The following is a 20,184-nucleotide window of genomic DNA, read 5'->3' on the forward strand; positions in this document are numbered from 1 at the left end:
TAAATCTTTTAAGATATAAAAAATGAAAATCATTGACCTTTCCGTGACGATTTCTGAGGAAATCAAAGAGCCACTTCCCACCAAAATCGTCTATGAAGACCACAAAGAAGGGGCGAAAAAAATGGGGGGAAAACTCTTTGAAGGCATCGCGGGCGATGTGTTTATTGACGGTAACGGCCCCGCAGGGGAATTTCTGACCGTGACGAGCCACTGCGGAACGCACGTGGATGCACCCTATCATTATTTCCCGACAAGTGAGGGAAAACCTTCACGTACGATTGATGAAATGCCGTTGGATTGGTTCTTTCACGATGGCGTAGTGCTGGATTTTACCGACAAGCCCGACGGCTATATGTTTGAGCCGGAAGATTTGATCGAAAAACTGGCGGCCATCAATTATACCCTCAAACCCTTTGACATCGTGCTGATTCGTTGCGATGCCGATAAGCGTTTGCACGACCCCGATTTTGTAAAAATTCATGTTGGTGCTTCGGCCAAAGCGACGCATTGGCTCATTGACCAAGGCATAAAAGTGATGGGCACCGATGGTTGGGGCTGGGACATTCCGCTGCATATTCAGGCGGCCGATTATCGGGCCAATCCGCGCCCGGGTATCATCTGGCAGGCGCATTACGTGGGTATCGAAAAAGAATATTGCCAAATCGAAAAAATGGCCAACCTCGACCAATTGCCGCCGTTTGGCTTCAAAGTGGCTTGTTTCCCCGCCAAAATCAAAGCCGCAAGTGCGGGCTGGACACGCGCCGTGGCGATTATTGATTGACGGTCTGTGGGCCATAATTCATTCATTATCGAATATAAACCAATTATACAAATGAAAAATATTTTATCAATCGGCGCTCTAAGCCTATTTTTTCTCCTTACTTCAACTGCCCTGAAGGCTCAGGATTCCAACGCTTATTTTGTGGGCAAATGGGATATTATGGTAAAAGGTACTCCCGAGGGTGACGTAGTTTTGCATGCACTCATTGATTCAAAGGAAGAAAAGTTGTCAGGGAGCTATGTCAAAGAAGTGGACGGTAAAAAAGAAGAGCCCGTAATGATGAAATCAGTAGAAATAAAAGGGCAGGAAGTCATTTTAGCCTTTACCATTGCTGGGTACGATGTGACCATGAATCTCATTAAGAAAGATGAAGACCATGCTGACGGTAATATGATGGGTATGTTTGAGTGCAAAGCCACGAAAGTGAAAAGTAAATAACCAAAGCCGTCCCTTTTATTCACCTAACCAAGTTGTAAATGATGAAAAAGTACACCTTACTGTTGCTGATTTTAACCTTCGCGCTTTCGCCGATGTATGCCCAAACCAAATGGAAAGAAACCCCAAAAGGAAGTTTTAATTTGGTCGAAAATCAGGGAGGACAAACGTTAGGTTATTCGCCCATGTCAGGGGTGAAAATTTTGACCGTCAACGGATTGGCGTTTAAAGATTTAAACAAAAACGGCAAACTGGATGCGTTTGAAGACTGGCGTTTGCCGTATGACCAACGCTCCAAAGATTTGGCGTCCAAACTGAGTATTGAAGAAATCGCCGGTTTGATGCTGTATTCGTCGCATCAGTCCATTCCTGCCCGCGCGGGAGGGTATTTTGCCGGAACGTACAACGGTAAACCTTTCAAAACCGGAGAAACCGACCCGACGGAGTTGACCGACCAGCAAAAGGAATTTTTGAAAAAAGATCACCTGCGTCATGTGTTGGTCACCACGGTGCAATCGCCCGAGATTGCGGCGCAATGGAACAACAAATTGCAGGCATTTTGTGAAAGTGTAGGTTTCGGTATTCCCGCCAACAATAGCTCGGACCCGCGCCACGGCACCAGAGCCAAAGCGGAGTTTGACGCGGCTGCGGGCGGTGAAATCTCCATGTGGCCAAGTCCCTTGGGAATGGCCGCCACATTCGACCCAACGTTGATTGAAAAATTTGGTAAAATCGCGGCGGACGAATACCGCGCTTTGGGTATTACTACGGCTCTTTCGCCCCAAGTTGACATTGCTACCGAACCGCGTTGGGGTCGTTTCAATGGTACGTTTGGCGAAAGTCCGTTGCTTTCGGCGGCCATGGGACAAGCCTATTGCGATGGTTTTCAATCGAGTGTTTGGGGAGCGAAAAGTGTCAATGCGATGGTAAAACACTGGCCCGGCGGCGGTTCGGGCGAAGCGGGGCGTGACGCACACTATGCCAATGGTAAGTTTGCTGTTTATCCGGGCAATAATTTTGATGCTCATTTGATTCCTTTTACGCAAGGAGCCTTTAAGCTGAAAGGACAAACCAAAATGGCTTCGGCGGTGATGCCCTATTATACAATTTCGTGGAATCAGGATAAAAAATACCACGAAAACGTAGCAAATAACTACAACAAATACATCATTACTGACTTACTCCGTAACAAATATGGCTACGACGGCGTAGTGTGTACCGACTGGAACGTAACCAAATTGCACACTTCAATGGATTCGTTTTTAGACGGTAAATCGTGGGGAGTAGAGAATCTTTCATTGGGGGAACTTCACTACAAAGCCTTAATGGCGGGCGTTGACCAATACGGTGGCGTAAATGATATGAAGCCAATTTTGGAAGCGTATCAGTTGGGGGTAAAAGAACACGGCGAAGCAAAAATCAGGGCCAGAATGGAGCAATCAGCCGTGCGTTTGCTGCGCAATATTTTCAGAGTTGGCGTTTTTGAAAATCCTTACCTAAACCCCGAAGAAACCAAAGCCATCGTGGGGAAACCCGAATACATGAAGGCGGGCTACGAAGCACAGTTGAAATCCGTCGTGCTTTTGAAAAATCAGGCGAAAGCATTGCCAGTCACTTCGAAAAAGACCGTGTATGTTCCGAAGCGTTTTTCCCCGGCGGGCCGTAATTTTCTCGGAGTGGAAACACCCGCGACAACGGAATATCCCGTAAATATTGACATTGTCCAAAAGTACTACAACGTCACTGACAATGCCGATGAGGCTGATTTTGCGCTGGTGTTTATCCAAAATCCAACGGCCACCATTGGGTACGACAAAGAAGATTTGAAAAAAGGCGGCAACGGTTATATTCCCATCAGTTTACAATATGGTGACTACACCGCTACCGATGCCCGTGAAAAAAGCATTGCCGGCGGCGACCCACTGGAGAATTTTACTGACCGTGGTTATAAAAACAAATCGACCAAAACGGCCAACGTTACCGACGCGCAATTAGTGACCGAAACCAAAGCAAAGATGAAAGGCAAGCCCGTCGTGGTTTCCGTCAATGCATCCAATCCCATGGTTTTTGCCGAAATTGAGAAAGATGCCTCGTCCATTTTGGTGAGTTTTGGTGTACAAGACCAAGCTATTTTGGACATCGTTTCGGGCAAAGCCGAGCCTTCGGCGCTGTTGCCCATGCAAATGCCGGCCGACATGAAAACCGTTGAAAAGCAAGCCGAAGATGTGCCTTATGACATGACCTGCCACAAAGATTCGGAAGGAAACAGCTACGATTTCGGATTTGGAATGAACTGGAAAGGCGTTATCAACGATGCCCGTAAAACGATGTATCGGAAGTAAAGGAGACTTTTAGACCTTTCGGTCGCTGTTCAAATAGACTTACTATATGTTGGTTATCAGTTAATTAAAAAAAAGAACACGGATGACGCGGATGTTCCAACACGGATTTTTTCAGGATTTTTAATAAATCCTGAAAATCCGTGTTCCCGAACGTTTTCGGGATCTGTGTCATCCGTGTTCTACTATAGCTAACATATATAACTCGCTGATTTATAATAACCTGAATGAGAATCGGAAACTAAAAAATTAGGAAGGGTAAGCAATGAAAATCAAACATGGCAAGCGGAAATGAGATACCTGTTTTAAAACCTGAAATTTCACCGGGTTTTCATTTCGAGACCATCGAATGGCAGCAACCCCTGTTTGCAGAAGCGCACCACGAGCTTTTTCACATAAACCGATTGGAGGATTTTCGGGACAAAATCAAATTTCCTCTGCCTCCTCACCGCAAAACGGTTTACGATTTTATTTTTTTGACCAAAGGTGAATCAAAAAGAAGCAAAGGACTCAACGAATACACATTTGGCGAGGATACTTTCTTCTTTTTGCCCGCCAATCAAATCACCACCCATCAGTCCATGAGCGAAGATGCTCGTGGCTTTTTTTGTCATTTCGACGTTCAAATCTTCCGTTTGGGCGGTTTACAAATGCCCTTGGAAAATTTTTCGTTTCTTCAGTTTCTGGCCAATCCATTACTTAAAATACCGAAAGCAGTTCAAAAACCGATTTTGAATATTCTGGAAAGGCTGAAAGAACTCTATCAGGAAGACCAGAAAGGGGATTTTGGATTGATTGCTACGTATTTGTTGGCGCTGTTGATTGAAGTGAAAAAATTTGTCCCTACCGAAAAAAAACTCCCCAAAAATTCAGCAGTTCTGGTAACGCAGCAATACAAAAATGCATTGATGCAGTACATCTATCAGAAGCAACATGTGTTAGATTATGCTGATTTATTGAATGTTACGCCCAATCATTTGAATAAGTGCGTAAAAACTACCACCGGCAAAACAGCGCAGGACTTGCTTAACGAAATGCTCATTTTGGAAGCGAAGTCGCTGCTGAAATATTCTAATCTTCAAATTGCCGAAATTGCCGTAAAGCTCTGCAATCAAACACCCAGCAATTTTGCCCGGTTCTTCAAAAGCCAAACGGGCATCAGTCCAAAAGAATACCAATAAATTTCAATTTGATTGATATTGAATAGTATCGGCGTTTTTTTGATTCACAACCCATGTCTTTTTTGTCTTAGTTTTGTCATAGAATTTGTGCAAATAATCAAAGCAAATTGAGAAGTCTGTTTGCATAAAAAAAGCTGATAACGCCTGCCAGCGCTATCAGCCGAAAGTTTTGCCATCTGAGAATTTAACAAAACCCATTCAAAGCAATGAAAAAAAATGTACTTCCGAAAGGAATGCTCGCACTTTTTGTGTTGATCCTATTCAGTATTTCCACGTTTGCCCAATCAGGCAACATTTCAGGAAAAATTACGGATGCCAAGGGCGAAGCATTGGTTGGAGCTTCGGTGATCGTCAAAGGTACGACCAAAGGCTCTTCGGCCGATAAAACGGGCGCGTTTAGGATTGAAAACGTTGAAAATGGCTCGTACACGCTTATTACTTCTTTTATTGGTTATCAAAGCAAAGAGGTGAGCGTTACCGTACCACAGTCGGGGAGCTTGTCGATTTCACTTCAAGATGATGCCGCCGCGTTGGATGAAGTGGTCGTAACGGGAGTGTTTGACAAACGAACCAAAATGAATGCTTCGGTAGCGATTTCTACCTTGAATACCAGACAGATAGAGGGAGTTGTGCCAAATAGCTCGGCTGACTTGCTCAAAAACTTGCCGGGCGTTTATGTGAATACTTCACGGGGAGAAGTCGGCAACGCTATTTATACCCGAGGATTGAACTACAACGGCGGCTTTTTCTACGTTTCGATGCAGGAAGACGGCCTGCCTGTGATGGGTATTTCGGGTCTTGTGCAGCCCGATGGCTATCTTCGGGCCGACGCTACGCTCAACAGAATTGAGGCTGTAAGAGGAGGTACGGCTTCTATTTTAGGGCCAAATGCACCGGGTGGTTTATTCAATTACGTTTCAAAAACGGGAGGCCAGACGCTGGCGGGTGAAGTTCGCGCCAGATTTGGTTTGGAAGGAAACGGACAAAGCCCTTATTACCGTGCCGATTTCAACGTAGGTGGGCCACTTTCAAAAGATAAGTCATTGACTTTCAACGTAGGTGGTTTTTACCGTAATGCCGATGGCCCTAAATATCCGGGTTATAAATTGAGCTATGGTGGACAAGTGAAGGCAAATGTGGTAAAGAATTATAAATCAGGCTCTTTGAAACTGTACGCTAAGATTTTAGATGACCATACGGCCCCTTTTGAATTTACGCCTTCCGTTGACTTTGAAAACCCAAGACCTGCGGGAAGTTTTACCAATACCAGCTCGACCTTGATTCAATCACAGCAATTTACCGTACCCAAAAACCTTTCGGGTGCGTCAAAAGATATTGAATATGATACCCGCAAAGTGGGTTCATACACTGAAAAAGCAATTGGTCTAAACTGGGAACAGAACTTCGGAGAAGGTTGGACTTTCAACAATAATTTTAAGATTTCTAACAAAGATAACATCAGCCAAACAACGGCGGTGGTGTTTCCTTTCAGGGTTGATCAGGTGGTTTTTTACGGGGTGAGCGGCAACGTGGCGAGATTCGGGACGTATGAGTTTTATAACCCTGCTACTGGACAAAGCTACGGTACAGTGCAACAATTGCCCCCGGCAGGTGGTGGCATTCGTTTTATCCCCAATAACCTAACCCTTCCAGGAAGCGATGTATTGCCAAACGCCGTTTTTTATAATCCCAATCCTTACGGAGAAGTAGGTCTGAATGACGTAATTGACCAGGCCACTCTTTCAAAGAAATTCAAAAAGATGACCTTCACGGGTGGTTTGTATTATTCATCAACCAAGGCCAATCGTTTCTCAATGATACCATCGGGCCAAAGTTTTGCGACGATTGAAGACCAACCCAAAACGGTGGCCATTCGCTATACAAATTTGGGCGGAGCAAAGTTTGAATTAACAAACCCAAATGGTATTACAAATTTTGGCGGAAGTGGCGTCTATGAAAATGAAGCAACGGTCAAACAAATTGCGCTGTTTTTAGGCCATAATTGGGACGTAACCGAGAAGCTGAATATTGACTGGGGTATCCGGGCCGAAAACTTCAACATCAAATCAAGCTTTACTACGCCCAAACGCGTAACTCCTGATAGCCCAACGGGCGCTGATGGCAACGCCGCAACGCTTTACGATAATCGTATATTTACCGCCAATCCTACGCAAAGTTTTGATAAAAGCCTTTCTTTCAGTGATGTAATCTCCTACTCATTTGGGGCCAATTATAGGGTGAATGATGGACTTGCCATCTATGGTCGCTATTCACAAGGACGTAAAACCCCAGATTTGAGTTATTTCATGGACATTGCTAATCAACAACTTACTTCGGGCATTTCTGTTGAAGCACAAGACATCAAAATGGCGGAGTTTGGGTTGAAGTATAAAAGCAAAAACCTGAACCTTTTCGTTACGCCATTCTATACCTTGGCAAGCAATATTCCTAATTTCCAGATTTTCCAAAATGCAGATGCTACCTACTATGCCCCCGCTCGTGTATATCAAAAAATCGAAACCAAAGGGTTGGAATTAGAAGGTAATTATGTTTTCAGCAAAAACCTTAGTATTCGTGCCGTTGGAACAATCCAAACTTCGGTGGCAAAAGAATTTGGTGTATGGTTGGCCAATGCCAATGGCCCTGCTGATGATGTGAAAGTAACTTATGATGGTGGTAAAAACGATAATATCGCCAATATGTTTACCGTGACGCCCACTTACAGCAATGATAAGCTGACGGCATCTCTCAACTGGCAATACATGGGCAAGCGCTGGGCAAACGTCGGAAATGCCTTCCAATTGCCGTCTTTCAACGCTTTTGATTTGAATGCCTCGTACAAAATCACGAAAAATATTCAGGCCAATGCATCGGTAAATAACATTCTCAATACGTATGGTATCATGGGTTGGGCCGCGCCTGGAGGTTTTCCTGCCGCTTTGGATACCCAAGGTTTTACGAAACAGATGTTAGAATCCAACAAACAGGCCATTTATGCCACTTTACCTATCATGCCAAGAGCCTATTTTCTGACGCTGAGTTATAAGTTTTAATGGTAGGTTGAAAAGCCTAAAAACGGGATGGAGGTTACTCTGTCCCGTTTTTAATGTTTGTTGTTCATGAGTTGCAGTATTATGGTCTTATCTGATTGATTTTGCCTATTTTTTGGCGATTTATGCCCATCTTTTTGACATTGTTATGGTTAAATTTGTGCAATTTTTTATTGAAACTATACTAAAATATTGACTGGCAAAACAATGAAAAACATCCTATTCGTCCTGTTGACATTCGCTCTTTTCAATGCGGCATTTGCGCAATTTCCTCAACGCACCCCCACGCCCAACGATACCCTGAAATCAATGCAAATCGTAGCTGGCGGTAAGGTGAAATTCAGTATTTATGCGCCCAAAGCTTCGGAAGTGACTGTGATGGGCGATTATGCGCCTCAATTTGGTGCGGATAAACTCACCAAAGATGCCGTAGGGGTATGGACATTTACCACGGATTATGTCGTAAAACCAAATGTCTATACCTACGATTTTATGGTGGATGGGTTAAAGGTTTTTGACCCGAAAAATGCACAATACAAAGAATCAAACTCGGGTTTTTCCAACCTTTTTGAAGTGAAAGGAGCCGAAAATGATTTTCAAAGTCTGAAAGATGTGCCACACGGCAAATTGGAAAAAGTACTATACACTTCTTCGGCTTTAGGTGGAATTACCCGTCGTTTGCACGTTTATTTACCACCGCATTATGACGAAATCAGCAAAAAAGAAAAACTTCCTGTATTGTATCTACTTCACGGCGGTGGCGACAACGATGCCTCTTGGACAACCGCTGGTCGTGCCAATTTGATTCTGGATAATCTCTATGCCGAAGGTAAACTCAAACCGATGATTGTGGTGATGCCCGCAGGTCATACGCCCGTTCAGGGCTTTTTCATGGGGGCCGGCGACAAACAGGACCCTTTTTGCCGTGATTTTGTGCAAGACATTGTGCCGTTTATTGAGAAAAACTACCCTGTTTCTGCCAAAAGAGAGCACCGGGCAGTGGCGGGCCTTTCCATGGGTGGTATCCAAACCATCAACTTGGCTTTGTGGAACCCTACGCTTTTCAGTCATGTGTTTCCCATGAGTACGGGGTATTTTCCTGATGCCATCAAAGAAATTACGGAAAAGCACGCGACTGTGATGACCAATCCTGAAATCAATCAATTCAAAAACTTTACGATTTATATGGGAGGTGAACAGGACATTGCCTACAAAAACAACCTGAATATGATGAAAATGTTTGATGGATTTGGTATAAAATATACCTACCAAAACGGCACTGGTGCCCATACTTTTTTGGCTTGGCGTAGGAATCTGTCCGAATTTGCTCCCTTGCTTTTTAAATAAAAGAACTGATACTTTATGAAAATCACGATTCGCTTCCTCACACTTCTATTTGCTGTAATTTCATTCACCTCTACCGCGCAATTACCCTATTTGAAAAAGGAAAATGGGGCTGTCAAGCTGATGGTGGACGGTAAACCCTTCATCATTTTGGGGGGAGAACTCCATAATTCTACTGGCTCCGACAATGCCGCTTTACAAAGGGTGTGGAAAGAAATGAAAGACTTGCACCTCAATACGGTTTTGGCTTATGCGTATTGGGAATTGCTGGAGCCTGTGGAAGGCAAATACAATTTTGAATTGGTAGATGCGGCGATTGAAGGAGCTAAAAAAGAGAATTTAAAAATCGTGTTGGTATGGTTTGGAAGTTGGAAAAGTACTGCATCCACTTACGCGCCAGAATGGGTAAAAACCAATCCCCAACGTTTTCAAAGATACACCCTCGAAAATGGCAAGACCCTCGAAATCTTGTCGCCATTTAGCGAAGAAAATAGGAATGCCGATGCAAAGGCATATACCGCTTTAATGCAACACCTCAAAGAAGTGGATAAGCAACACACGGTTATCATGACGCAGGTGGAAAATGAGCCGGGCTGTTTTGAAAACTACCGTGATTTGTCTCCGCTGGCTTTAAAAGCATGGCAAAGCGCCATTCCTGATGATATGATAAACTACCTCAAAACCAACAAGGGGAAATTGTTTCCAGCACTGGAAAAAGCATGGGCCGACAACGGTTACAAAACCAAAGGAACGTGGGAAGAAATCTTAGGAAAAAGTACCGAACAGGGTGAATACAAGCACTACACCGAAGAATTGTTTATGGCTTACCACTATTCAAAATACATCAATTATATCACTGCCGAAGGTAGAAAACAACACGATTTACCCGCTTTTTGTAATGGTTGGCTGTACAACAAAAGAGGCTTTTATCCACATGGCACCATCAATCCTCACGTATTGGATGCGTATCGGGCAGGAGGGAGGGCGCTGGATTTTTATTCACCCAATGTATACACTATTGAGTACGACGAACTTTTTGATGCCTATACTTTTGGTGGTAATACGCTGTTTATCCCCGAAAGTTCGCTGATGCCTGCGGGGGCTTTGTACGCCATTGGGAAATACAATGCTTTGGGCTTTGCACCCTTTGGCATTGACGGCGAACGAATGAAAAGCAAAGAAAATATCAACAATCTGAATCTGCTGAAAAGTACCTACCAAGCTGTTTCGCAAATGGCCGGAACAATTACCCAAAATTACGGCAGCGAGAAAATGAAAGCGGTGTACCTTAATCCCGTCAAAGAAAGTCAGGAACTGAAAATGGGGGATTATAAATTAGTGGCAACGAGTTCACGAAAACCAGGGTTCAGCATTGATTTTGGGAAATCGTTGGAAAATGAAGGGAAAGCCAAAATGTCGTTTGGCCCACCCACTTCTGAAACAAAAGAAGACAAAGCAAAAGCCATGCCTGCGGGGCCGTTTGGTGCGCTTCCTGAGGATATTGGCTCGGCCATCCTCATTCAGAATGCGGCTGATGAATTTTATGTAGTAGGTTATGGCGTAAAGCTACATTTTGAGTTGAAAGAGGGTATCAAATTTGAGCATTTAGGTTTTCTATCCATCGAAGAAGGAGAGTTTGAAAATGACAAATTTGTCGCCACCAAGCGCTGGAATGGCGATGAGCAAAAAGCAAGTTTGCCGGGAGATAAAATTACAACGCTTAAAATCAGATTATATAGATTTTAATTCTGAAACCTCATGAAAAACAAAATAATTGTATCCTTCACGCTGGTATTCAGTGGCTTCATTGGCCTACAGGCACAGCAAACTTATCCTTTCCAAAATGCCGATTTGACAATCGAGCAACGCGTGAATAATGTGCTCTCTTTACTCACGCTCGAAGAGAAAGTCGCATTTATATTGGATTATAATGCGCCACGCCTAAATATCTCTTCGCCTGGGAGCGCCGAAGGCATCCACCAAGCCCTCGTAAAACCTCCCCAAATGGGAGCGAAGCCCATCCCCACTACGTCTTTTTCGCAAGTGTATGGCATGGGGGCTACTTGGAATCCTGAATTGATGAAAAAAGCAGGGAATGTGATGGGGTATGAAGCCAGATATGCCACGCAAAATGAGAAATATAAACTTGCGTCGTTGATGCTCTGGGGACCCACCACTGACCTAGCTCGTGACCCTCGCTGGGGCCGTAACGATGAGAGTTTTAGCGAAGATCCGTTTTTGGTAGGAACGATGGCGACCGCACTTACGAAGGGTATTCAGGGTGATAATCCAAACTATTGGATGGCGGGTTCATTGCTCAAGCACTTCTTTGCCAACAGCAACGAAACCACCCGTGCACGGTCATCATCAGATTTCAATAACCGAATCATGCGGGAGTATTACGCGGCACCTTTCCAAATGACGTTTATCCAAGGTGGTGCAAAATCATACATGGCGTCGTACAATGCCTGGAACAGCGTTCCTATGACCGTCCACCCGATATTGAAAGAAGTTGTAGCCAAAGAATGGGGTGCTGATTGGGTAATATCATCCGATTTTCTCTCGATTGGACACGGTGTAAATCAGCATAAATATTTCAAAACTAGAGAAGAGGTGGTAGCGGCAGCTATAAAAGTTGGGATGAATCAATTTCTTGATTTTCCCGGCTTAATTAAAGTTGATTTGGACAAGGCTTTGGCGGCTGAGTTGGTTACGGAAACGGACATTGATAAGGCGATTAGAGGAAAAATAAAAGCGGCATTGAAGTTAGGGTTGCTCGATAATTCTGATAAAAATCCTTATAAAACGATTGGTATAAATGGCGAATCTGAACCGTGGAATTCTGAAAAACACAAAGCCGTTGCCCTGCAAGTGGCCCGTGAATCGGTGGTTTTATTGAAGAATGATAAAAATACGTTGCCTTTGAATAAAGAGAATGTAAAGACAATCGCCGTGATTGGGCCTCATGCCGACTCCGTATTGTTTGATTTTTACAGCGGAGCTACCCCATATGCAATCAGCGTGTTGCAAGGCTTGAAAAACAAATTGGGTTCGAATGTAAACGTCAACTTTGTGCCAAATAATGAATACAATGCAGCAGTAAATGCGGCCAAAGCCGCCGATTATGTCATTGTAGTCATAGGAAATGACCCGATGTGCGGCACAAAAAATCTGGGGGAAGCGTTCAACCACGACGGTTCAACCAAAGAATGTTTGGAATGCGGCGAAGGCCGAGAAGGCCGTGACCGACAGTCGCTCGACTTGCCAGCCGAAGATTTGGCCAAAGAAGTTTTTGCCGTCAACCCCAAGACCATTGTGGTATTGACATCAAGCTTTCCTTACGCCATCAATTGGAGTCAGGCGCATGTGCCTGCCATTCTTCACATTACACACGCTGCCCAAGAACAAGGCAGTGCCATTGCCGATGTACTTTTTGGCGACTACAATCCAGCGGGACGACTGGTTCAAACGTGGCCAAAATCGCTTGACCAACTTCCTCGCATGATGGATTATGACATCACCAATGGCCGTACTTACATGTATTTTAGAGGCGAACCACTTTATCATTTTGGTCACGGCTTGAGCTATACTCAATTTCAATACACCAACTTGAAACTGAGCAGTGCAACGATGCCCAAGACTGGAAGCATTACCGTGAGTGCAGACCTAAAAAATACGGGTAGCCGCGATGGCGATGAGGTGGTACAATTATACATTCAGCATCCCCAATCTAAAGTGATTCGTCCAGTAAAGGCGCTTAAGGGCTTTCAACGGGTAAACTTGAAAGCGGGCGAGACCAAAAAAGTAACGTTTATGCTAAATGCTGAATCGCTAGCTTGGTGGAACGACAAAATTTCGGGCTGGGAAGTGGAAGAGGGAAGCGTAAAAGTGTTGATGGGCAGTTCATCGCAGACTATTAAATTGCAAAATACATTTACAGTGAGTAAATAGATTTTTTTAATTACCCCTAAACCTCACTTCAAACATGAAAAAAGGATTTTTTACCTACGAAAACGGCATTGTGTTGTTGATGGCACTCACTTTTGGGTGCTTATTTTTCGACCGCTTGGCGCTTAATTTTTTGATGCCTTACGTAGCCAAAGACCTTCAACTCAACAACACGCAAATCGGACTTTTGGCGGGGGCGTTGTCGTTGGCGTGGGCATTTTCGAGTTTTTTCTCTACGGCGTGGGCCGAAACCCACAATAAGAAAAAACTCGTTTTCATTGCCGCCGTTTTTACCTTCTCTCTTTGTTCATTTGGCTCTGGTTGGGCGGTTTCGTTTGTTACGTTGCTAATAGCCCGTCTCGTCATGGGTTTTGCCGAAGGGCCCGTGATACCGTTGGCCCAAAACTTTGTGGAGCGCGAATCTTCACCTCACCGACTGGGCATAAACGCAGGGATTTTGCAAGGGGTAGGTTCTGCTTTGTTTGGCTCTATTTTAGCACCTGTTGTTTTGGTGCAAATTGCCGAAAATATAGGGTGGCGCAATGCCTTTTTTGTGGCAGGAGCGCCAGGTTTATTGTTGGGTTTACTGGCTTGGAAATTTGTCAAAAAATCAACCGCTGAAAGTGTGCAAACCCAAGAGAAATCCACCCTCAATATCGCCGAATTGTTACGATACAACAACATCAAATGGGGCATCGGGGCGGCTTGCTGTGTGTTTGGGTGGTGGTTTGCTACACTACCGTTTATCTCCAATTATTTTGTCAATTCTCAGGGGATGTCGGCCGACCAAATGGGCAAAACCATGGGGCTTTTGGGCGTGTCGGGGCTTTTATCCTCCGTTATTGTTCCCGGGCTTTCTGACCGAATCGGACGTAAAAAAGTGTTGCTGATTTTTATGGTGGTGGGTATGTTTTACCCTTTTGCGGTCTATTTTTTGGTAGGTTCTGTGTTGCATCTTCCAGCCATGTTTCTGACTTATTTTATGATGGGACTACTCCCCATCGTAGCGGCTGTATTGCCTTCCGAGTCGGTGCCCGACCATCTGAAAGCCAAAGCGTTAGGGTTTATTACGGCCATTGCAGAAATTATTGGTGGAGTAATGGTGCCTGCCCTGTCGGGAGTCCTTTCCGACAAAATCGACCCTTCGGCTTTTCTTTGGGTGGCGGCGGCATTGGCGTTAATCGGCTTATTTTTCGTGATGAAATTGAAAGAACCGTCAAAGCTTTAAAAAGACAGAATTTTTGGAGAACGGCCCGCTCGTGCATTAAATCATTGCGTCTTTGCGACTTAGCGTGACACTATTGTTAGAGAACGGTTCGCTTGATATTAAATCATTGCTTCTGTGAGACTTAGCGTGACTGACGCCTTTATTCTTACTTATTGTCTCACTTTGGGTAAATACAGGTGAGTTCAGGATACTTTCTGTACAAAAGCGCTATAAACTTGTACTAATGTTAGAAATAAACCCACTCAATGATGATTCGACATTCCGTCATTTTCAAACTCAAAGACGCCATAAACGCCGACCAAAAGCAGGCTTTTTTTGATGCGGTTGACAAACTTGCCTTTATTCAGGATGTTCAAAAGTTTGAAGTATTGAAACAAATCAGCCCCAAAAACAAATTTGAATACGGGATTTCAATGGAATTTGAAACGCAGGAGCAATACGATTTTTATTCCAACCATCCAGAGCATGTGATGTTTGTGCAAAACTATTGGCTGAAAAATGTGGATGATTTTCTGGAAATAGATTATCAGATTTGAGTTGAAATATATCTATTCGGTCTTCGCTTTTGATAAGAAATGTACCCTTTAAATTTTGCTACCCAAATGAAAATCAACTTTTTACGCTTAGTTGCGCTGCTGCTGTTACAGTCATTTTTTGTTAATGCCCAACCGCAAACCAACCGTGTCTTAAAACTCTTTCCCGAAGGAACTGTACTGCACGGGGATATTCCGTACAACGGTGATACGCTCAAAAAGCATTTGCTGGATATTTATCTGCCCGCCAATGCGCCCAAAAATCTGCCTTTGGTGGTTTTTATTCATGGAGGTGGATGGATTGGAAATGACAAAACCGCCGATATTGGCTACATGGGTAATACCGTATCGGCCTTGATAAACAATGGTATTGCCATAGCGTCCATAGATTATCGTTGGGCTACGCAAGCTACTTTTCCGGCCCAAATCCAAGATTGTAATCGTGCCGTGTCTTTTTTGTACGACAATGCCGAAAAATATGGCTTGGATAAAAACCGAATCGCCTTGATGGGATTCTCGGCGGGCGGGCATTTGGCATCGCTTTTGGGCTTGGCGCACAACAGCAAAGTGCCTGATTTTTATATGAATAAGCAAATTGCGAAATTCAAAATCAAAGCCGTCGTTGATTTTTACGGGCCAGCCGAATTGATTTTATTTCCTGGGGCAGACGACGCCAAATCACCCGAAGGACTGCTCATTGGCGCGGCACCGCTTGCCCGTCCCGACTTGGCCAAAGCGGCGAGCCCCGTAACCTACGTTGACAAAAACGACCCTCCATTTCTGTTGATTCACGGCGAAAAAGACAACTTGGTTTCCCCCCGTCATTCGCAGTTGTTGAGTGCTTGGCTAACGACCAACGGTGTCGCCAATGAACTCATCATCGTCAAAGATGCACCTCACTTTGGCAAAATGTACGATGTAGATGAAATACGAACGAAAGTGATGGCTTTTCTGAAAAAAGAATTGAAGTAGGGTTGATTGAAAATAAATGCATCCTGAAAATTTAAGTTAAACCCATTCATCATGAAAAAAGTAGTTGTCCTTGCCTTGATTTTAGTAGCACTAACATCAATTCTTCTGAAGGCCCAGTTCGGCCCACCCACGGGAGAACCTGATGTTATCAATAAACGCTGGCACGCACAATGGATTACCGTGCCCACCGCCACCACCGATGGGTATGGTGTGTATATGTTCCGCAAAACCATTGATTTGGCCGCAAAACCCAGCAGCTTTAAAATTCATGTTTCGGGAGATAATCGTTACAAACTTTTTGTGAACGAAAAATTGGTTTCGATGGGCCCTGCCCGTGGCGATATTGCCCATTGGAATTATGAAACTGTGGACATTGCGTCTTATTTAAAAGCAGGCAAAAACATTGTAGCTGCCCAAGTTTGGAATGAAGGAGAATTTAAACCTGAGGCTCAGATAACGTACCGAACTGGCTTTATTTTACAAGGAAACACTTCTGCCGAAAAAGACATAAATACCAATAATACTTGGCTTTGTGAGAAAGATAACAGCTTTGCTCCTTTGGTTTTTAGAACTAGAGGCTATTATGTAGCTGGGGCTGGCGAGGTTCGTAACATGGCTTTAAGCCCCAAAAATTGGCAAAGTGAAGGCTTTGACGATAAAAATTGGCAAAAGGCAAGGCCAGTGGGTGGAGGTGTGCCGAAAAACATTTTAGGCGCTTTTGGTACGATGAGTGGCTGGATGCTTGTGCCATCTATCATACCTCAAATGGAGTTGAAAGATGAGCGATTGGCCAAAGTCGTTAGTAACGAAGGTATTACGGCCTTGCTTGCTGATTTTCCTGCCAAAAAATCAGAGGTGCTGATACCTGCCAACTCAAAAGTAAATATCATTTTAGACCAAAGTTATTTGACCAACGCTTATCCAAACGTAGAATTTAGTGGAGGCAAGGCTGCTACCATTACGTTGAGATATGCCGAGGCACTTTTTGCAAAATCGGGAGGCAAAGGTAATAGAAACGAAACTACGGGTAAAAACTTTGTAGGACGGGCAGATAGCCTGGTTTCGGACGGAAGTCAAAATCAGAAATTTACCAGCCTTACCTACCGTACTTATCGCTATTTGCAACTGAGCATTGTCACTCAAAGTGAGGCAATTACGTTGAATGATATTTACGGTACATTTACCGGTTATCCTTTTAAAATGAATGCCCAATTGTCTGCTAATCAGCCCGAGATGGACAAGATGCTGGAAATTGGTTGGCGTACCGCTCGCCTTTGTGCGTATGAAACGTATATGGATTGCCCCTATTATGAGCAACTCCAATACATCGGCGATGGCCGCATACAGGCATTGGTGTCGCTTTACAACAGTGGCGACGACCGGCTGGTAAAAAATGCCATCAATCTCATGGATTTTTCACGAACGCCAGAGGGCGTAACCTTGAGTAGGCATCCCTCTTACACCCCGCAATTTATCCCTACGTTTTCGCTTTGGTATATTGGTATGCTGCAAGACTACGCCCGTTATGGGGCTGATGTAGAGTTTGTTAAAAGTAAAATAAGTGGCACTCGTCAGATTTTGGCCTATTTCAAAAGCTACCAACAAGCCGATGGTCGACTAAAAAACACCCCTCAATGGATGTTTACCGATTGGGTGGATAACCAGAAAGAATGGCGGGCAGGTGCTGGCCCCATGAGTGCCAACGGTACCTCGGCGGTGCTTGATTTTCAATTGCTTTGGGCGTATCAAGTAGCGGCAGATTTAGAAACGAAATTGGGCAACCTTGTCTTTGCCGCTCAGTACCAAAAGGAAATAGCCACTTTAAAGAATACCATCAGAGCCAAATATTGGGACGCTACCAAAAAACTCTTTGCCGACCGTGAAGAAAAAGACGAGTTTTCACAACATACTAATTCGCTGGCTATTCTGACGGGTTTAGCAAGTAGCGAGGAAGCAAAACAAATTGCCCAATCACTACTAACCAATAACCAACTCGCCCCAGCCTCAATTTATTTTAAGTACTATTTGCACCAAGCACTCATCAAAGCAGGCAAAGGCAATGACTATTTGAAATGGCTCGATAAATGGCGCGAAAATATTCAAATGGGGCTTACCACTTGGGCCGAAACCTCAGATGTGGACAAAACTCGCTCTGACTGCCACGCTTGGGGTTCAAGTCCTAACATCGAATTCTACCGTACTATTTTAGGAGTAGACAGCGATGGCTTGGCATTTTCAAAAGTAAAGATTACCCCGCATTTGGGGCAGATGACTGATATAAACGGAACGATGCCACACCCCAAGGGGAGTATTTCGGCTAGTTATAAATTGGAAAATGGCAAATGGAAGATTCAGATAGAACTACCCAAAACCATAACGGGTAATTTGGTTTGGAAAGGGAAAACGTTGGCTCTGAAAGAAGGTATGAATCTATTCAATATTTAGAACCATGAAAAGAAGAGAATTTCTAAACAAAACGGCCCTTTCGGTAGCAGGTTTGTCGGTTGCAAATTATGCTTTTTCCAATTCATTGATTGAAGAATTCATTATTTCTGAGACCAATTTTGGCAAAATAAAAGGATACCGAGAAAATGGTGTAAACATTTTCAAAGGCGTGCCTTATGCGGGCAACACATCTGGCGAAAGAAGATTCCGCCGACCCGCCCCACTTGAAAAATGGGCTGGCGTTAAAGATACCCTTACTTTGGGTGCGCCTGCTATCCAAAACCCAAGGCGAAATGAGCCGGCTCCATCCGAAGACTGTCTTTTCTTGAATGTATGGACACCCGCCAATGATAATAAAAAACGGCCAGTGATGTTTTACAGCCACGGGGGTGGTTTTGTGATTGGGTCGGGTGGGTCAGCAGGGCAGGATGGGGCTAATTTGGCCCGAAACTTTGATGTAGTAGTAGTTCAAACCAATCACCGTTTGGGATTATTGGGCTTTCTTTATTTAGACGAATTAGGCGGAAAAGACTACGAAGGCTCGGGCAATAACGGCATGTTGGACATTGTGGAGGGCTTAAAATGGGTCAATACGAACATTGCTCAATTTGGGGGCGACCCCAACAACGTCATGATTTGGGGCGAATCAGGTGGTGGCGCCAAAACGTCGTGTCTCTACGCCATGCCATCGGCAGCACCTTATTTCAATAAAGCTTCGATTGAAAGCGGGCCGGGTGTGCGCATGACCCCAAAGGAAATTGCCCAAGAAACCACGCTGATGCTTTTGAAAGAGTTGAATATCCAACCTAAAGATTGGAAAAAGCTGCTTGAAATACCTGCAACGGATTTGTTGGCTATGCAAGGCAAATTGCCGTTTGTTCCGCCATTCGTTGAAAAGAACAGAAATGCAGGATTTATGCGACGAAACTATGGTGGCTTTGGCCCCGTGGTGGATGGTAAAGCCCTTCCGCATCATCCCTTCGACCCTTCGGCACCCGCGATTTCTAAAAACAAACCGCTCTTGGTAGGCTGGAATGAAGATGAACATACCTTCTTTGCGTGGGAAAGGAAAGAAACCGATTTTGTGAAATATGATTTTGAGGGACTATTCAAAAAGCTTGAACTACAATATGGTGCTGATACTCAAAAAATAATTGACACCTACCGTAAGGCAAGACCCAACGCCTCCGCTGCTGATATCTACATTGCTATTTCGTCCATTACTTTGATGGGGCTTGGTTCGGTAGATATTGCGGAGAAAAAAGTAAAAGAAGGTGGTGCTCCTGTTTATCTCTACAATTTTGGATATAAATCGGAGATGAAAATACCCGGAACGGAATACGAAATGGGTACCCCTCATGCCATGGATATTTCATTCAAATTCAATAACGAAGCCGCTAACAAGCCAAGCTTCTTTGGCGGAAACAAGCCCGAAAAAGCCATAGCCTCCCACAATTTTGCCGAGTTATGGACAAATTTTGCCAAGACCGGAAAACCTTCGGCCAAAGATGCACCAGCATGGTCTGCCTATAACCTAAAGGAACGCCCCACCATGCGAATTGACACGAAATTGGAAGTAATCAACGATAGATTTAAAGATGAATTGAAGGTATGGAGAGAGGTGGGGAGACTGTAATCAGATAGATGGAGAAAACAGATTTTTCAAATCCGTGTTTCCGAAGGAATCCTTTAAATCCGTGTTCTCTTTTTATTTCCAAAATTTACTAATTGATTTCATGCAGTTGGGGGCGTTTTCACGGCCAACACCTTTATCGCTAACCATTTTATTTTGCAGGTGAAAAACACCATAGCCGTCAGGCTAAGGAAAAAAGGCATAAATTTGTCGGATGCAAAAGATTGATTTTCAAGACCTCGACCTATCCTCCTCGTGTTTTTCAGACTTATCCTCTTTTTTTGAGGCATCCGCT

At 44.1% G+C, this 20,184-nt stretch carries 14 protein-coding genes; 13 read left to right on the forward strand and 1 reads right to left on the reverse strand.

What is annotated here, in order from left to right:
• Window positions 1–22 precede the first annotated feature (22 nt).
• From DVG78_RS12470 to DVG78_RS12530, 13 genes are all read left to right on the forward strand, one after another.
• Complete coding sequence (locus DVG78_RS12470) at window positions 23–781, forward strand: cyclase family protein (protein ID WP_114069185.1); 759 nt, start codon at window positions 23–25, stop codon at window positions 779–781.
• Between the two features lie 51 nt (window positions 782–832).
• Window positions 833–1,219, forward strand: coding sequence for a hypothetical protein (locus DVG78_RS12475; RefSeq protein WP_114461400.1), 387 nt, complete (start codon window positions 833–835; stop codon window positions 1,217–1,219).
• Between the two features lie 41 nt (window positions 1,220–1,260).
• On the forward strand, window positions 1,261–3,558 hold the full coding sequence (locus DVG78_RS12480) for a glycoside hydrolase family 3 protein (protein WP_199563242.1): 2,298 nt from the start codon (window positions 1,261–1,263) through the stop codon (window positions 3,556–3,558).
• A gap of 275 nt (window positions 3,559–3,833) precedes the next feature.
• Window positions 3,834–4,736, forward strand: coding sequence for a helix-turn-helix domain-containing protein (locus DVG78_RS12485; RefSeq protein WP_114461402.1), 903 nt, complete (start codon window positions 3,834–3,836; stop codon window positions 4,734–4,736).
• Window positions 4,737–4,942: 206 nt separating this feature from the next.
• Window positions 4,943–7,789, forward strand: a complete 2,847-nt coding sequence (locus DVG78_RS12490) for a TonB-dependent receptor (protein WP_114461403.1) — start codon at window positions 4,943–4,945, stop codon at window positions 7,787–7,789.
• A 204-nt stretch (window positions 7,790–7,993) separates the two neighbouring features.
• The gene (locus DVG78_RS12495; protein ID WP_114461404.1) at window positions 7,994–9,133 is read left to right on the forward strand and encodes an esterase; all 1,140 of its coding nucleotides are present in this window, start codon (window positions 7,994–7,996) and stop codon (window positions 9,131–9,133) included.
• 15 nt (window positions 9,134–9,148) lie between these two features.
• Window positions 9,149–10,876, forward strand: coding sequence for a GH35 family beta-galactosidase (locus tag DVG78_RS12500; RefSeq protein ID WP_114461405.1), 1,728 nt, complete (start codon window positions 9,149–9,151; stop codon window positions 10,874–10,876).
• 12 nt (window positions 10,877–10,888) lie between these two features.
• The gene (locus DVG78_RS12505) at window positions 10,889–13,081 is read left to right on the forward strand and encodes a glycoside hydrolase family 3 C-terminal domain-containing protein (RefSeq protein WP_114461406.1); all 2,193 of its coding nucleotides are present in this window, start codon (window positions 10,889–10,891) and stop codon (window positions 13,079–13,081) included.
• Between the two features lie 34 nt (window positions 13,082–13,115).
• Window positions 13,116–14,306: an MFS transporter gene (locus DVG78_RS12510; RefSeq protein WP_114461407.1), complete on the forward strand. Its 1,191-nt coding sequence runs from the start codon at window positions 13,116–13,118 to the stop codon at window positions 14,304–14,306.
• Window positions 14,307–14,551: 245 nt separating this feature from the next.
• Complete coding sequence (locus tag DVG78_RS12515) at window positions 14,552–14,842, forward strand: Dabb family protein (RefSeq protein WP_229598211.1); 291 nt, start codon at window positions 14,552–14,554, stop codon at window positions 14,840–14,842.
• A gap of 66 nt (window positions 14,843–14,908) precedes the next feature.
• Window positions 14,909–15,811, forward strand: coding sequence for an alpha/beta hydrolase (locus DVG78_RS12520; RefSeq protein WP_114461432.1), 903 nt, complete (start codon window positions 14,909–14,911; stop codon window positions 15,809–15,811).
• Between the two features lie 51 nt (window positions 15,812–15,862).
• Window positions 15,863–18,256, forward strand: a complete 2,394-nt coding sequence (locus DVG78_RS12525; protein WP_114461408.1) for an alpha-L-rhamnosidase-related protein — start codon at window positions 15,863–15,865, stop codon at window positions 18,254–18,256.
• A gap of 4 nt (window positions 18,257–18,260) precedes the next feature.
• Window positions 18,261–19,892, forward strand: a complete 1,632-nt coding sequence (locus DVG78_RS12530) for a carboxylesterase/lipase family protein (protein ID WP_114461409.1) — start codon at window positions 18,261–18,263, stop codon at window positions 19,890–19,892.
• A 98-nt stretch (window positions 19,893–19,990) separates the two neighbouring features.
• On the opposite strand, the gene DVG78_RS30335 is transcribed toward DVG78_RS12530, so the two are convergent.
• The coding region (locus tag DVG78_RS30335; protein WP_229598212.1) for a hypothetical protein at window positions 19,991–20,184 on the reverse strand (194 nt) is incomplete at its 5' end.

The organism is Runella aurantiaca (assembly GCF_003339505.1).
In the GTDB taxonomy this organism is placed as follows: Bacteria; Bacteroidota; Bacteroidia; order Cytophagales; family Spirosomataceae; genus Runella; species Runella aurantiaca.

What these genes read in the sequence shown, in the direction of transcription:
- DVG78_RS12470 (WP_114069185.1), top strand. Translation starts at nt 23, where the DNA reads ATGAAAATCATTGACCTTTCCGTGACGATTTCTGAGGAAATCAAAGAG.
- DVG78_RS12475 (WP_114461400.1), top strand. Translation starts at nt 833, where the DNA reads ATGAAAAATATTTTATCAATCGGCGCTCTAAGCCTATTTTTTCTCCTT.
- DVG78_RS12480 (WP_199563242.1), top strand. Translation starts at nt 1,261, where the DNA reads ATGAAAAAGTACACCTTACTGTTGCTGATTTTAACCTTCGCGCTTTCG.
- DVG78_RS12485 (WP_114461402.1), top strand. Translation starts at nt 3,834, where the DNA reads ATGGCAAGCGGAAATGAGATACCTGTTTTAAAACCTGAAATTTCACCG.
- DVG78_RS12490 (WP_114461403.1), top strand. Translation starts at nt 4,943, where the DNA reads ATGAAAAAAAATGTACTTCCGAAAGGAATGCTCGCACTTTTTGTGTTG.
- DVG78_RS12495 (WP_114461404.1), top strand. Translation starts at nt 7,994, where the DNA reads ATGAAAAACATCCTATTCGTCCTGTTGACATTCGCTCTTTTCAATGCG.
- DVG78_RS12500 (WP_114461405.1), top strand. Translation starts at nt 9,149, where the DNA reads ATGAAAATCACGATTCGCTTCCTCACACTTCTATTTGCTGTAATTTCA.
- DVG78_RS12505 (WP_114461406.1), top strand. Translation starts at nt 10,889, where the DNA reads ATGAAAAACAAAATAATTGTATCCTTCACGCTGGTATTCAGTGGCTTC.
- DVG78_RS12510 (WP_114461407.1), top strand. Translation starts at nt 13,116, where the DNA reads ATGAAAAAAGGATTTTTTACCTACGAAAACGGCATTGTGTTGTTGATG.
- DVG78_RS12515 (WP_229598211.1), top strand. Translation starts at nt 14,552, where the DNA reads ATGATGATTCGACATTCCGTCATTTTCAAACTCAAAGACGCCATAAAC.
- DVG78_RS12520 (WP_114461432.1), top strand. Translation starts at nt 14,909, where the DNA reads ATGAAAATCAACTTTTTACGCTTAGTTGCGCTGCTGCTGTTACAGTCA.
- DVG78_RS12525 (WP_114461408.1), top strand. Translation starts at nt 15,863, where the DNA reads ATGAAAAAAGTAGTTGTCCTTGCCTTGATTTTAGTAGCACTAACATCA.
- DVG78_RS12530 (WP_114461409.1), top strand. Translation starts at nt 18,261, where the DNA reads ATGAAAAGAAGAGAATTTCTAAACAAAACGGCCCTTTCGGTAGCAGGT.